General features: G+C 67.4%; 11 protein-coding genes. 3 read left to right on the forward strand and 8 right to left on the reverse strand.

Annotated elements, in window-relative coordinates:
- Positions 1–34: 34 nt before the first annotated feature.
- On the reverse strand, positions 35–1,666 hold the full coding sequence (gene gshA, locus CSQ91_RS10225; protein ID WP_099388183.1) for a glutamate--cysteine ligase: 1,632 nt from the start codon (positions 1,664–1,666) through the stop codon (positions 35–37).
- 428 nt (positions 1,667–2,094) lie between these two features.
- On the opposite strand from gshA, the gene CSQ91_RS10230 reads away from it, so the two are divergent.
- The 3 genes from CSQ91_RS10230 to CSQ91_RS10240 all read left to right on the forward strand — a co-directional run bounded on the left by CSQ91_RS10230 (position 2,095) and on the right by CSQ91_RS10240 (position 8,212).
- On the forward strand, positions 2,095–5,619 hold the full coding sequence (locus CSQ91_RS10230; RefSeq protein ID WP_099388652.1) for an indolepyruvate ferredoxin oxidoreductase family protein: 3,525 nt from the start codon (positions 2,095–2,097) through the stop codon (positions 5,617–5,619).
- A 67-nt stretch (positions 5,620–5,686) separates the two neighbouring features.
- Positions 5,687–7,090, forward strand: coding sequence for an SLC13 family permease (locus CSQ91_RS10235; protein WP_208672423.1), 1,404 nt, complete (start codon positions 5,687–5,689; stop codon positions 7,088–7,090).
- Positions 7,091–7,324: 234 nt separating this feature from the next.
- Positions 7,325–8,212 carry a LysR family transcriptional regulator gene (locus tag CSQ91_RS10240; RefSeq protein WP_034783934.1) on the forward strand — a complete coding sequence of 296 codons (888 nt, stop codon included), beginning with the start codon at positions 7,325–7,327 and terminating at the stop codon, positions 8,210–8,212.
- Between the two features lie 203 nt (positions 8,213–8,415).
- Here CSQ91_RS10240 and CSQ91_RS10245 read toward each other — a convergent pair whose 3' ends face one another.
- The 7 genes from CSQ91_RS10245 to CSQ91_RS10275 all read right to left on the reverse strand — a co-directional run bounded on the left by CSQ91_RS10245 (position 8,416) and on the right by CSQ91_RS10275 (position 14,152).
- Positions 8,416–9,543 (reverse strand): acyl-CoA dehydrogenase family protein, encoded by a 1,128-nt coding sequence (locus CSQ91_RS10245; protein ID WP_099388184.1) that lies wholly within the window; start codon positions 9,541–9,543, stop codon positions 8,416–8,418.
- A 66-nt stretch (positions 9,544–9,609) separates the two neighbouring features.
- Positions 9,610–10,302, reverse strand: coding sequence for a glutathione S-transferase family protein (locus CSQ91_RS10250; protein ID WP_099388185.1), 693 nt, complete (start codon positions 10,300–10,302; stop codon positions 9,610–9,612).
- A 23-nt stretch (positions 10,303–10,325) separates the two neighbouring features.
- The gene (locus tag CSQ91_RS10255) at positions 10,326–10,934 is read right to left on the reverse strand and encodes a flavoprotein (protein ID WP_034783931.1); all 609 of its coding nucleotides are present in this window, start codon (positions 10,932–10,934) and stop codon (positions 10,326–10,328) included.
- Between the two features lie 36 nt (positions 10,935–10,970).
- The gene (locus CSQ91_RS10260; protein ID WP_257217282.1) at positions 10,971–12,191 is read right to left on the reverse strand and encodes a MalY/PatB family protein; all 1,221 of its coding nucleotides are present in this window, start codon (positions 12,189–12,191) and stop codon (positions 10,971–10,973) included.
- Positions 12,188–12,910 (reverse strand): glutamine amidotransferase, encoded by a 723-nt coding sequence (locus tag CSQ91_RS10265; RefSeq protein WP_034783929.1) that lies wholly within the window; start codon positions 12,908–12,910, stop codon positions 12,188–12,190. Before CSQ91_RS10265 ends, CSQ91_RS10260 begins: the two co-directional genes overlap by 4 nt.
- A complete protein-coding gene (locus CSQ91_RS10270) occupies positions 12,903–13,598 on the reverse strand; it encodes a peptidoglycan DD-metalloendopeptidase family protein (RefSeq protein WP_099388186.1) in 696 nt (231 codons plus the stop codon). Before CSQ91_RS10270 ends, CSQ91_RS10265 begins: the two co-directional genes overlap by 8 nt.
- The gene (locus tag CSQ91_RS10275) at positions 13,595–14,152 is read right to left on the reverse strand and encodes a hypothetical protein (RefSeq protein WP_099388187.1); all 558 of its coding nucleotides are present in this window, start codon (positions 14,150–14,152) and stop codon (positions 13,595–13,597) included. Before CSQ91_RS10275 ends, CSQ91_RS10270 begins: the two co-directional genes overlap by 4 nt.
- Between the last annotated feature and the right edge of the window lies 1 nt (position 14,153).

Consider the following 14,153-nt stretch of genomic DNA (forward strand, 5'->3'; position numbering starts at 1 on the left):
GTGTGATGGCTCGGATCAGGTTGGGACAAGGACTTCAGGCTACGCGCTGCTGTGGCAAGACGGTTTCCATGGCCGGTTCGTCCGGCACCGGCAGGTAGCGGGCGCCCGCCTGGTAGCGCTGGACGAACTGGCCGAAGTCGCCGCTGTCGGCGCGTTCCACGCGCTCCTGCTCGGCCAGCGAGGCATCGGCCTGCGCCGTGAAGCGCGCCAGCGCCGCAGGCGCCAGGGGTCGGCCGCGGAAATGCGCCGCGTGCGCCGCGCTCTGGCGCAGGGCGAACGCGTCGAAACTGCCTTGCTCGGCGCGGATCGCCGCCAGCACGCGCGCCGAAGGCGTCAGCGTCACGTCCGCCAGCTTGGCGCGCTGCGCCGCCAGCGCCGTGGCGCAATCGTCGCCGCCGCGCGCCTGGTCCAGCAGCGCGGCCATGGGGGCAATGCGATCGAGCAGCTCGCCAGCCCACGCCTGCAGGCTGAGCTGTTCGCCGTGGCGCTCCAGCAGCAGTCCCGGACGGCGTCCTTCCTTGACGGTGCGGGCGAAATTCTCGGTGTTCTCGCGGCTTTCCGCATGGCCGGTGAGCGGGCTGTCCTGCAGCGCGCAAAACAGCAGAAAGGCATCGAGGAAGTGGCAGGCTGGCGCGCCGATGCCCAGCGGCTCGAACGGGTCGACATCGAGGCAGCGCACCTCCACGTACTGCACGCCGCGCTGGGCCAGCGCATGCAAGGGGCGCTCGCCGCTGTGCGCCACGCGCTTGGGGCGGATCGCCGAGTAGTACTCGTTCTCGATCTGCAGGCGGTTGGTATTGATCTGCACCCACTGCCCCTCGCGCCGCGTGCCCAGCTCGACATACGGCAGGTACGGATGGTTCATCGCCGCCGCCAGGCTGGTGATATAGCTGTCGAGCGTGTTGTAGTCGGGGGTCAGGCCGGCCTGGGCATCGTTCTGATAGCCCATGTCGCTCATGCGCAGGCTGGTGGCGTACGGCAGGTACAAGGTATCGGCCGACAGCTGCTCCAGCGGGAAGTCGCCGCGTCCCGGGAAATGCGCCGACAGGGCTGGCGCGGCGCCGAACAGATACATCAGCAGCCAGCCATAGCGGCGGAAGTTACGGATCAGCCCGACATAGCTTTCCGACTGAAACTGCATCGCCGTGCGGCCATCGCCCTCGTCCGCGCGCAGGCGCTCCCACAATGCGGGCGGCAGCGAGTAGTTGTAGTGGATGCCGGCGATGCACTGCATGCTTTTGCCATAGCGCAGCGCCAGGCCGCGCCGGTAGACATGCTTGAGCATGCCGATGTGCGAATTGCCGTACCAGGCGATCGGGATGTCGGGGTCGGCGGGCAGGCGGCACGGCATCGAGTGACTCCACAGCATTTCGTCGCCCAGTCCGCTGAAGACGAAACGGTGCAAGGCGTCGTAACCGTCCAGCATGGCGGCCGTATCCTGCTCGGGCGGCGTGATCAGCTCGATCAGCGCCTCCGCATAGTCGGTCGTGATGGTGGGATGGGTCAGGGCCGCGCCCAGCGCCAGCGGATGCGCCGTGGCGGCCAGGTGGCCGCGGCCGTCCACGCGCAGCGCTTCGCGCTCGATGCCGCGCAATCCCTGGGCCAGCAGCGCATGTCCGTCCGCGCCTGCCAGCAGCGCCATGCGGCGCGTCAATAATGAACTCATAGCTGTGCTGCCTTTACAAAAAAACATCGTTCGGCTTTCCATCTCGACGCCGACGATAAGCCCCAAGCCCCGCACCACACAACTCGCAAATCCTGAGTGCGGGGATCAGAAACACTGATGCCAGGGGCCAGGCACCCGGATTTCCGAGGCCTGCGCCCGGCACCGGCGTTCGCATCAGTGTTATTGAGTGCTGCACTCAGCATTTGCGAATTGCGCCGTCCCGCGCGGCCCCTTATCTTGATAAACGAATATCAATAGACGGAAAAGTTTGGTTGCGCCGGCATCGCAGCGCCGGCGCGCCCCTCTTCCGTATCCGGCGCGCCGACACGGCAGCGTGCTCAAGACACATGCATGCGTGCATGCGGCATGCAAGCCAACAAGGAAGCCGACAAGGCGATGGGAGAACACAGGTGGAAGTGATGGACAAGATGGTCGCGGACGACCCGGGCGTTGTACGCCTGAGCACTTATGCGCTGGAAGACAACTTGCTGGCACGCGGCGGCAGCGTCTTCCTGACCGGCACCCAGGCACTGGTGCGCCTGCCGCTGATGCAGCGCTGGCTCGACCGCGAGCGGGGCCTGAACACGGCCGGCTTCATCAGCGGCTACCGGGGCTCGCCGCTGGGCGGATACGACCAGGCGCTGTGGCGCGCGCGCGGCGTGCTGGAAGCGCAGCAGATCCGTTTCCTGCCCGCCATTAACGAAGAGCTGGCAGCCACCGCCGTGCTGGGCAGCCAGCAGGTCGAGACCGATCCCCAGCGCACGGCCGATGGCGTGTTCGCCCTCTGGTACGGCAAGGGGCCGGGCGTCGACCGGGCCGGCGATGCGCTCAAGCATGGCAATGTGTACGGTTCCTCGCCGCACGGCGGCGTGCTGGTGGTGGCCGGCGACGACCACGGCTGCGTCTCGTCATCGATGCCGCACCAGAGCGATTTCGCCATGCAGGCGTGGAGCATGCCCATCGTCAATCCGGCCAGCATCGCCGAATACCTGGAATTTGGCCTGTACGGCTGGGCGCTGTCGCGCTTTTCCGGCATGTGGGTGGGCTTCAAGGCCATTTCCGAAACGGTGGAAAGCGGCGCCACGGTCGACCTGGACGGCCTGTGCACGCGCTTCGAGCAGCCGGCCGACTACACGGTGCCGGCCAGCGGCCTGCATTACCGCTGGCCCGACCTGCCCGGCCTGCCCATCGAGACGCGCCACGCGCACAAGCTGGCCGCCGTGCACGCGTTCGCGCGCGCCAACAGCATCGACCGCCTGCTGTGTCCCAGCCCGCAAGCCGATATCGGCATCGTCACCTGCGGCAAGGCGCATCTCGACGTGCTCGAAGTGCTGCGGCGCCTGGGCCTCAGTCTCGATGTGCTGGAACGCGCCGGCGTGCGCCTGTACAAGGTGGGCCTGAGTTTTCCACTGGAAGCCGAACGCCTGGCGCAATTCAAGGCGGGCTTGCGGGAAATCCTCGTCATCGAGGAAAAGGGGCCGCTGGTGGAGCAGCAGATCCGCACCCTGTTCTACAACCTGCCGGACAGCGCCCGCCCGCTGGTGCTGGGCAAGCTCGATGCCGGCGGCGCGCCGCTGCTGCCGGCGCAGGGCGAGCTGCGCCCGTCGCGCATCGCCGGCGTGCTGGCGGCCTGGCTGGCGCGGCACAAGCCGGCGCTCGACCGCCGCGCCCTGCTGCCCGGCTTCGCGCCCGCCGCGCTGCTGGCCAATGCGGCCGACGGCGTGCGGCGCCAGCCTTATTTTTGTTCCGGCTGCCCGCACAACAGCTCGACCAAGGTGCCGCAGGGTTCACGCGCGCAAGCCGGCATCGGCTGCCATTTCATGGCCTCGTGGATGGAGCGCGATACCACCGGGCTGATACAGATGGGCGGCGAAGGCGTTGACTGGGTGGCGCACTCGATGTTCAGCACCACCCCGCACGTGTTCCAGAACCTGGGCGACGGCACGTATTTCCACTCGGGCTTCCTGGCCATCCGCCAGGCCATCGCCGGGCGCGCCAATATCACCTACAAGATTTTATACAACGACGCCGTGGCCATGACGGGCGGCCAGCCCATCGACGGCAGCCTGACGGTCGACGCCATCGCCTGGCAAGTGCATGCCGAAGGCGCCAAGGCGATTGCCGTGGTCAGCGACGCGCCGGAAAAATACGCGGGCCTGCACGGCCGCTTCCCGCCGCCCGCCACCTTCCACGGACGCGAAGAGCTCGACCAGGTGCAGCGCCGCCTGCGCGACGTCAAGGGCGTCACCGTGCTGATTTACGACCAGACTTGCGCGGCCGAGCTGCGCCGGCGCCGCAAGAAAAAGGAATTGCCCGATCCGCCGCGCCGCATGGTCATCAACAGCGCCGTGTGCGAGGGATGCGGCGATTGCGGTGTCCAGTCGAATTGCCTGTCCATCGTGCCCCTGGAAACGGGCTACGGGCGCAAGCGCGCCATCGACCAGTCGTCCTGCAACAAGGATTATTCCTGCGCCAACGGCTTTTGCCCCAGCTTCGTCTCCGTGCGCGGCGGCGCCTTGCGCAAGGCAGCCGACGCCGCCATCGATCCGCAAGCCCTGCGCCGCGCCGCAGCCGCCCTGCCCCTGCCCGCGCCGCATGCCTGGCACGGCCCGTTCAACCTGCTGGTGACGGGGGTGGGCGGCACGGGCGTGGTGACGGTGGGCGCGCTCGTTTCCATGGCCGCGCACCTGGAGGGCAAGCAAGCCTCGGTGCTCGACTTCATGGGCTTTGCGCAAAAGGGCGGCGCCGTGCTGTCCTTCGTGCGCCTGGCCCTGGCCGGCCAGGATCTGCACCAGGCGCGCATCGACATCGGCCAGACCGATGCCATGCTGGCCTGCGACATGGTGGTCGGCGCCAGCGCCGACGCGCTGCAGACCCTGCGCCACGGCCACACGCGCGTGGTCGCCAACACGCACCAGTTCCCCACCGCCGCCATGGTGCGCGATCCGGATGCGCCGCAGCACGCGGGCGCCCTGATGGACAAGCTGCGCCACGCCGTCGGCGTGGAACACATCGCCGAATGCAACGGCCAGGTGCTGGCGCGCCAGCTGATGGGCGACACCATCATGGCCAATATACTGCTGATGGGCTTTGCGTGGCAGCGCGGCCTGATCCCCGTCGGCCTGGCGGCGCTGGAACGGGCCATCGAATTGAATGGCGTGGCCGTCGACGCCAACAAGGCGGCCTTTGCCGCCGGCCGCCTGGCCGCCTGCGGCGCGCCCCTGCTGCAAGGCGTGGCCGCGGGTCCGGTGGCGGAAGACGCCAGCCTGGGCGCGCTGGTGGAACAGCGCAGCGCCATGCTGGCGCGCTACCAGAACGCGGCGCTGGCGGAACGCTTCCAGGCGTTTGTCGCGCGCGTGCGCGAGCGCGAAAGCGCCGTCTTCGGCGCCGATGCGCCGCCCGTGCTGACCCTGGCCGTGGCGCGCGGCTACAGCAAGCTGCTGGCCTACAAGGATGAATACGAGGTGGCGCGGCTGTTCTCGGACGGCCAGTTCCAGCGCGAGCTGCAGCAGCAGTTCGAGGGCGACGTGACGCTCACCTTCCACATGGCGCCGCCGCTGCTGGGCAAGCGCAAGCGCGCCTTCGGCCCCTGGATGGGCAGGCTGCTGGCGCTGCTGGCCCGGGCCAGGGGGCTGCGCGGCACGCGGTTCGACGTGTTTGGCTACAGCGCCGAACGGCGCCGCGAGCGCCAGCTGATCACCGACTACACGGCACGCCTCGACGCCCTGCTGCCGCGCCTGAGCGCCGGGAACCTCGATTCCATCGTGGCGCTGGCCGAACTGCCGCAGGCCATCCGCGGCTACGGCCACGTGAAGCTGGCCAGCATCGATGCCGCCGAACTGCGCGCGCAGGCGCTGCTGGCCAGGCTGGAGCAGCCGGCCGCTGCCGCTGCCCCTGCCGCGCCACACACCCAGCAGCCTTTCCGCACCATCGCCATCCGGCGCTACCAGTAAACATGTTTTTCATTGACCACCACACGGCGCGGCGCCTTGCCGCGCCGGCGCGCCCAGGAGCCCAGCCTTGAAGTCCTTGTCCCTCGCCCTTCCCCTGCCCGTTGCGCGCCTGCGCGCGCTGGCCGCCATCGCCGCGCTGACGCTCGCCAGCGGCCTGGCGGCCGCGCTCTACCTGCCGGCCTCCATGGCCGGCGTGGTGGCGCTGCTGGTCTTTTGCATCAGCATGTGGGCCACGGCCCTGGTACCCGAATATTGGCCGGCCCTGGCCTTCTTCCTGGTGGCGATGCTGTGCAATATGGCGCCCGCGCAAACCGTGTTCTCCGGCCTGCAGTCGACCACCTTCTGGCTGCTGTTCAGCGGTGCCGTGATGGGGGCGGCGATCGGCCACACGGGCCTGGGCAAGCGCGCGGCGGCCATCCTGTCGCGCATGCTGGGGCGGCGCTACGCGGGCGTCATCGCCGGCATCGTGCTGTTCAGCGTGGCGCTGGCCTTCGTCATGCCTTCAGGCATGGGCCGCGTGGTGCTGCTCATTCCCATCACCATGGCCGTGGCCGAGCATATCGGCTATGGCGCGGGCCATAACGGCCGCACGGGCATGCTGATGGCGGCCAGCTTTTCCAGCTTCCTGCCGACCTTCGCCATCCTGCCGTCGAACGCGCCGAACATGATCCTGTCCGGCATGGCGGACAATCTATATGGCGTGCAGATCGCGTATGTCGACTACCTGCTGCTGCACTTCCCCGTGCTGGGCATCCTCAAGTCCGTCCTGCTGGTGCTGCTGATCCTGTGGATGTTTCCCGCCGCCGATCCCGTGCGCGCGGCCGCGCCGGCGCAGCGGCAAGGTCCCATGTCGGCGCAGGAGACGGGACTGGCCGTGGTGCTGGGAGGCTGCCTGGCCCTGTGGATGACGGACGGCCTGCATCATGTGTCGCCGGCCTGGGTCGGCCTGGCCGCCGCCCTGGTCTGCCTGTGGCCGGCCGCCGACCTGACGTCGAAAAAATGCCTGAACCAGGAAATCAACTACGGCTCGCTGCTGTTCGTGGCCGGCGTGATGGGCCTGGGCGCGGTGATTTCGGAAAGCGGCCTGGGCGAAGCCGTGGTGCACGGCCTGAGCCGGCATGCGCGCTTTGCCACCGACACGCCGCTGTGGAACGCCGCCGTGCTGACGGTGATCTCGACGGTGGTGTCGCTGGTGACCAACCTGGCGGGCGTGCCGGCGACGATGACGCCGCTGGCGCAGGACCTGGCTGCCGTCACGGGCCTGCCGCTGATGACGGTGCTGATGACGCAAGTGCTGGCATTTTCCAATGTCTGCCTGCCCTACCAGGCGCCGCCCCTGATTTTCGCCATGCAGGCGGCCAGCCTGCCGGTGGCGGCCGTCACCCGCCTGTGCCTGAGCCTGTTCATCCTCAGCCTGCTGATACTCACGCCGCTGGACTTCGTATGGTGGCACGTGGTCGGCCTGCTGTAGCGCGCTGGCCCATGGGCAGAAACTTTCTCACGAAAAGTAACAATTTACGCCATTTCAAGGGCTGACGCGCGTCGCGCAAGTGACAGGGAGAAGGGAAAAGTCACAAATAATTACCCATCCTGCAGGCATTGTTAATGCGGTTTTCTTAATGAAATCACATATAATGCATAGTTGAAAAACAAATAAGAATATCTGAAATTTCACCCATATTTTAACTTAGTGGACCCGCCCCTCATGGAAATCCATCACCTGAAAACCTTCGCCACGGTGGCGCGCGAGGGCAGCATTACGCGCGCATCCGAACGGCTCTTCCTGAGCCAGCCCGCAGTCAGTGCCCATGTCAAGGCGATGGAGGATTATCTCGGCCTGACCCTGTTTGAACGCACGGCGCGCGGCATGAGCCTGACCAGCAGCGGCCAGCGCATCCTGGCCAAGGCCGAACGCACGCTCAACATTCACCGCGAACTGCTCGACGAAGCCAACCACATCAAGGGCCGCCTGGCCGGCAAGCTGCGCATCGGCGTCGGCGGCCAGTCCAACAACGAAGCCATTGGCCGGCTGGTGCGGCGCTTTTCCGAGCACCATCCGGAAGTCGAGGTCTCGCTGGAGCACGGCAGTTCCACCGGCACCCTGAACGGCATCCGCAGCGGCACGCTCGACGCGGGTTTCTACAATGAGGCGCGCTCGCCCGACGATGACCTGATGACGATCGAAGTGGCGTGCTTCCCCGTCTACGTGGCGGCGCCTGCCGGCATGCTCGACACCACCCAGCCGCTCGACTGGAACGCGCTGGCCGAGCTGCCGTGGATCTTCGCGCCATCGAGCCTGTGCTGCGGCGGGGCCGCCGAGCACCTGTTCAAGACGCGCAATTTCCGTCCGCGCCGCATCATCAGCATCGACCGCGAAAGCGTTACCCGCTCGATGCTGGCCGAGCGCCTCGGCGTCGGCCTGCTGCATGGCGACACGGCGCTGGAAGCGCAGCGTCTCGGTGAAATCGACATCCTGTGCGTGGCACAGTCGTCCGTGCGCAATCTGTTCGCGCACCTGGCCTCACGCGCCAGAGAGCCGATGTTCGAGGCGATCAATGATGCGCTGAGCGAATCGGGCATATTGGCGGCCTGAACCGCCAATATACCGTGCGAGTGCCACAGCCAGCCCGGGAAACCTAGCTAAGTAATCCTCGGGAAATTAGTGTGAATTTATGACGAACAGAACCGGATGCTATGCAAGGCGCTCACTGCGACGCAGTGCGAGCACTGCTAGCAGCGAGCAACGCTGCAGAGCGCCGGTTATGGAAGTCAGAAATCACAATAATTTATTGGGGGTTACTTAACCAGGCGCTGCATCTGATTGAAGATATTTTTGCGGTGCATTTCTTCGGTGCCGCCCACGCTGGCGAAAGCCAGGGCGTTTTTCATCAGCTCGGCCACGCGGCCATTGTGATAGCCAAGACTGCCGTACAGCTTGACGAGGCTGGTAGCGCTGTTGATCAGGTCTTCGGATCCCACCAGTTTGGCGATGGAACAGCTCATCAACCCTTCCCGCTGGCCTGCCAGCAATTGCGACAGCGCGCCAAACGCCAGCCAGCGCGAACGTTCCATGCCGATGCGGATATCGACCAGGCGCCGCTGCACGTACTGGTGGTTGTCGATGCTGCTATTGAAGCTGCTGCGGCTGGCCGCGTAGCGCATCGCCTCGTCCAGGTAGGGCGCGATCAGGTTGGCCGCCGCCAGGCCGTAATACAGGCGTCCCAGCGAAATGGTGTCGATCAGCGTGGCCAGGCCACGACCGGGCGCGCCCAGCAGCTGCGACGGGCGCACGGCCACATCCTCGAAATGCAGGGCGCCGGTGGGCAGGTTGCGATTGCCCAGCTTGTCGTCCACCAGGCCGGCGCGCAGGCCGGGCGTGCCGCGGTCGACCAGCGCCAGCGCGATATTGTGCTCGTCCTTGTCCGCCAGGCGGCAGACGATCAGGGCGAAATCCATGATGGGCGCGTGCGCGATATTGTACTTGCCGCCATTGAGCACGTAGCCGTCGGCCGTGGCGCGCAAGGTGCTCTGGATGCTGCGCACGTCCGTGCCCGTGCCCGGCTCGGCGATACCGGTGGCGCTGACGTCGCCGCGCAGGATGGCGCCGAAATAGCGGTCGCGCTGCCCTTCCGTGCCGTGCCGCTCCAGGCCCCGCACCATGCCGGCCTGGGCGATGACCGACAGCAGCAGCTCCGGCGCGCCGATGGTGGACGACAGGCCGTCGAGGGCGGCGGTAAAACTCCACCAGTCGCCCGTCGCGTGATCGCTGCCGGGCACGATCATGCGCCACAGACCGGCATCGCGCAGGCGCTGCCAGCCGTCAAAATCGAAACCTTCGGCGCGCGCGGCGGCGCCGGCGGCAATGTCGCTGCCGATGCCGGCGTAGCGCTGGCGTATCTCGCCCTGTTGCGGTGTAAACATCATGGTTAGCCTTGTTGGTCAATGAAAGAAAAAGGGCCGCGCAGGCGGCCCTGGCAGGTACGCCGGCCGTCAGTCCGACAGGACGACGGAGCGCCCGATGGCGCCGTGCAGGTCAAGGCAGCGCTCGAACCAGGTACTGACGGGATCGTCGGCCGGCAGCAAGGAATACGGCACGGTGATGCGCGCCCATTGCAGCACGCCGAACAGGATGTAGTCGGCAAACAGGGGTTGCGCGCCGCCCAGCCAGGGCTGCTTGGCCAGCACGCTGCGCAGCGGCGCGAATTTTTCCGGCAGGGCCGCCAGCTCGATGTGGCGGGTGGCCGAGGCCTCTTCCAGGGTCTTGCCGAAGCGTTTCTCGCGCGCCGCGCGGAAATACGCCTGGTCCGCCGGCGACATCAGCGCATGCATGTCCATGGCGGCGATGGCCGAGACGGGCGGATGGATGACCGTCTGGCTGAAGCTTTCGACGAAACGGGCCATGGCTTGGCCGCCGGGGCCGCCGAACAGGCTGGGCCGGTCCGGATAGGCGCGCTCCAGGTGCACGGCGATTTCAAAACTGTCGCCCTCGATGTGGCCGTTGTCGTTCAGCACCGGCACGCTTTTATAGCTGCCGTCCTCGATGCCGGCGATTTCCGCGAAGGAGACGGGCCGCACCTCGGCCTGCAGTTCCTTGTGCTTGAGTGCCATGATGATCTTCCATACATGGGGCGAATAATGACGGCGCCGGTCGGCGGCGCACAGGCTGTACAGGATGATGGACATGCGGTTCTCTCTGGTTGTGAAGGTCAGGCCGCGGCGCCGGTCAGCGCCAGGCGCTGCACGCCGCTGGCGGGGAAGCGTTCGCGCAGCAGCGCCAGCACCTGCTCGGGACTCGGCAGCGAGTGGTGGCCGTGCATGCGCTCGAGCAGCGGATCGAAATGGTCGCGCCATACGGGGTCGATGATGATGTAGCCGTCCTCGCGCAGCTGCGCCAGGTTGCGCTGCACGGCCGGCTTGGCCAGCATTGGCCCGCCCATCACGGGGAACAGCAGCACGGGAAAGGTGGCGGCCAGGATCACGGTGGTCAGGCGGTTGCCGGAAAAGCCGTTTGCCACGGCCGCCAGCGTATTCGCGGTGGCGGGCAGCACCAGCAGCAGATCGTGCTCGGCGGCCAGGCGGCCCGGCTTGTCGGTCGGCCAATCCTGCGGCCGCTCGCCGCTGATGACGCGGTCGACGTACAGCGCGATCGATTCCGGCTTGAGGAAGTTGGTGGCATTCGGCGTCATCAGCACGCTCAGCTCGCAATCGAGGTGGTCCTTGATGATGCGCAGGTAGTTCGGCAGCAGGGTCGAATCGAGCGAACCCGTGACGCCGATGAGGATGCGCGGCTTGTGTTTTTTGATGGGCGTTTCCATGGTGTTGTGTCCAGGTGGTGGCACGGCTGTGCCGGGTTAATGGGGTGCAGGCGGACGGCGGCGCTGGTGCGCGCGCACCGCCATGACCATGCGGTCGAGGATCTCGGCCAGCAGCGGCTGCGAGGTGGCGAAATTGAGGCGCGCGCAGTGCGCGGCGCGCGCGTCGAAGACTTCGCCCGGGCTGAGCGCCACGCGCGCATGCTGGAGGAAGAAATCCGCCGCCGGCTGGTCCAGCTCCAGCGCGCCGCAATCGAGCCACAGCAGATACGTCCCCTGCGGCACGTGGAAGCGGACGCCCGGCAACTCGCGGCGCAGGATCTGCGCCGCGTAGTCGCGCATGGCCAGCAGGTGCGCCAGCACGGCGTCGAGCCAGGGCTGCCCGTCGTTCCAGGCCGCCACGGTGGCGTCGATGCCCAGGTTATTGACGGCGCCCGTCAGGCGCGCCGGCAGGCGCGCATGGAAGCGCTGCTGCAGCTGCGGCGTGCCGAAATGGGCGACGGCGCAGCGCAGTCCGGCGATATTGAAGCTCTTCGTGGCCGAGTTCAGGGTAACGGTGCGCGCGGCGGCCGCCTGCGACAGGGAAGCGAATGGCAGATGGCGCGCTCCCGGGTAGACCAGGTCGGCATGGATTTCGTCGGACACCACGATCAATGCATGGCGTTCGGCAAAGGCCAGCACGCCGTCCAGTTCCGCGCGGCTCAGCACGCGCCCCGTCGGATTGTGCGGATTGCACAGGATCAGCACGCGCGTGCGGGCATCGACGGCTTGTTCCAGGCTCTCCAGGTCGAGCTGGAAGCCGTCGGCACCCGTGCGCATTTCCAGCGCGACCAGGCGCCGGCCCGTGCCCTCGACCGCTTCGCGGAAGGGCGCATAGTGCGGCACTTGCACGATCACGCCGTCGCCCGGGTCGGAAAACGCCATCACCGCGGCAAACGTCGCCTGCACCAGGTCGGGCAGGACCAGCACCTGGTCGGCCTCGGCCTGCCAGCCATACAGGCGGCGCATGCGCGCGGCGAACGCATGTGCCACGGCGCGGTCGGCCTTGCGTCCGTCGCGCAGGGGATACGTGAAATCGACGCGCTGCAGCACCTGCGCCAGCGCCGCCTGCACGGCGGGCGCGGTGCCCAGGTCCATGTCGGCCACGCAGGCGGCAAGCACGCCGGGCTGGTACTGGCGCCACTTGAAACTCTGGCGCGCCAGCAGCTGGTCCAGGGTCAGCGTCAGGCCGTCCTGCAGGGTAGCGAGCTGGCGGCTCATGCTTCGGTAAACACGCGGTTCAGGAAGCCGTTGAACCATGCCCGCAGCGCCTTGTCGTGCAGCACGCGTCCCTGCAGGTGCTGTTCGCCCTGCTGCGCGTTCGGCAGGTGGAAGCGGTGCGCGCCCTTCACCGCCCAGCGGCGCTGCATGGCCAGGGTCAGCTCGGGATGGTACTGGATGCCCCAGGCTTTCTCGCCGTAGCGGAAGGCCTGGTTGCGGTAGGCGTCGCCCTCGGCCAGCAGGATGGCGCCCTTGGGCAGCTCGAAACCCTCCATGTGGAAGTGGTACACCATGTCCGGCCACTTGGGCATGATGCGCTGGCCTTCGGCCGTCGGCTTCAGCGGATACCAGCCGATCTCCGTGACGTCGCCCTCGGCCGCCGTCACCTTGCAGCCGAGATTCTTGGCCAGCATCTGCGCGCCCAGGCAGATGCCCAGATACGGCCGGTTTTCCGCCAGCGGCACGGACAGCCACTCGATCTCGCGGCGGATGTGCGCGTCGCTGTCGTTCGCGCTCATCGGGCCGCCGAACGAGATCACGCCCGCGTGGCCATCGAGGGTGTCGGGCAGCGGGTCGCCGCACACGGGACGGCGGATATCGAGTTCAAAGCCCTTGTCGCGCAGCAGCTTGCCGGCGCGACCCGGCGTCGACGCCTCCTGGCGCAATATCGCCAGGATCGGCCGCTTGCGCCCGCGCCGGCCTTGCATCGTTTCACTCATGCTGCTCTCCTTGTATCTTGTTGCGCTGAATGTAGGACTCGACCAGGCTGGCATACGGCGGCACGAAGGTCACCAGGGTCTGCTGGCCCACCTTGATGGTGTCCTTGACGTCGAAATGCAGGTGGATCGGCAGCTTGTCGATCCAGTTGTTCGAAATCCTGCCGATGCGCGCGCCGCGCGCCACCGGCTGCAGTTCGCGCACGGCCAGGTCGCTGGTATTGAGGTGCACATAGCGGTACAAGGTGCCGGCGGCCGTCTGCAGGGTGACGCTGAAACGCGCGATCTGCACGATGACGCCATCGTCGGCCGCTACGGCCCAGTGAAAATTGGCGCGGCAGGTGGCCGGGCGCAAGTCTTGTCCCTGATGTCCGCCGGACAGGCAGAACGGCAGGTTGTCCTTGCGCAGCTCGCAAAAATTGTCGCGCCACGGATAGGCATAGTTGGCGTCGTCGCAGGAATCGCCTGCCTTGCCGCGCTGGCCGCCCACGCCGTAGAAATGCGAACTGGCGTAGGCCGCGCCCTTCTCGATGGGAAAGCGCATGTCCGGGTACAGCACGGCGGCGCTGGCCACGCCGCTGCCGCTGCCGGGCAGCAGTGCTCCGGGCGGCAGGAAACGTTCATCATTGCCGGCCAGTGCCGGCAGCGCCAGCGCACCGAGCACGCCAGCCAGTAACAAAGTCTTCATCATGGTTTTTCTCCCGCCACGAGCAGCAGCGCACGCGCCGTGTCGGTCAGATATTGCGGATCGGTGCAGCGCTTGTCCTTGAGCGGCTCGTCGCAGCTCATGCGCAGCGTGTAGGCGGCGCCAAAGCGCGTGAAGCTGTAGTCGGCGCCGTCGCCTATCGATTCGAAGGCGCCGCCCGCATGTTCGAGCTTCAGGTCACCTGGTGCGACGAGGTGCGTGGCGCTGCCGAACAGCCCCAGCTTCGCGCCCGCCGGCGCATACAGGGCCGCATAGGCCGTGCCCTGGCCATGGAAACGCGGCGCGCCCCAGTCGCCTTCGGCCGGCAGCAGCAGTACCGGGATGTTGACCTGCGCCAGCCCGGCGGGCGCCGTGGCGCGCAGCGGCCGCAGCACCGCGTCGGCCTGCGCCGCGCCGGCACGCGCCAAGCTGGCCGCGGGCCAGTCGATCGGCGTCAGCACGCGCCGCACCGGTTCGCCGGCGCTGGCGGCCAGCGGCGCCGCAGCGCCCGCCAGCAGGCCCAGCGCGCCAAGCGCTTGCAGGAATGCCAGGCGCGCCATC

It is taken from the genome of Janthinobacterium sp. BJB301 (assembly GCF_002735685.1).
GTDB classification, from domain to species: domain Bacteria; phylum Pseudomonadota; class Gammaproteobacteria; order Burkholderiales; family Burkholderiaceae_D; genus Janthinobacterium; species Janthinobacterium lividum.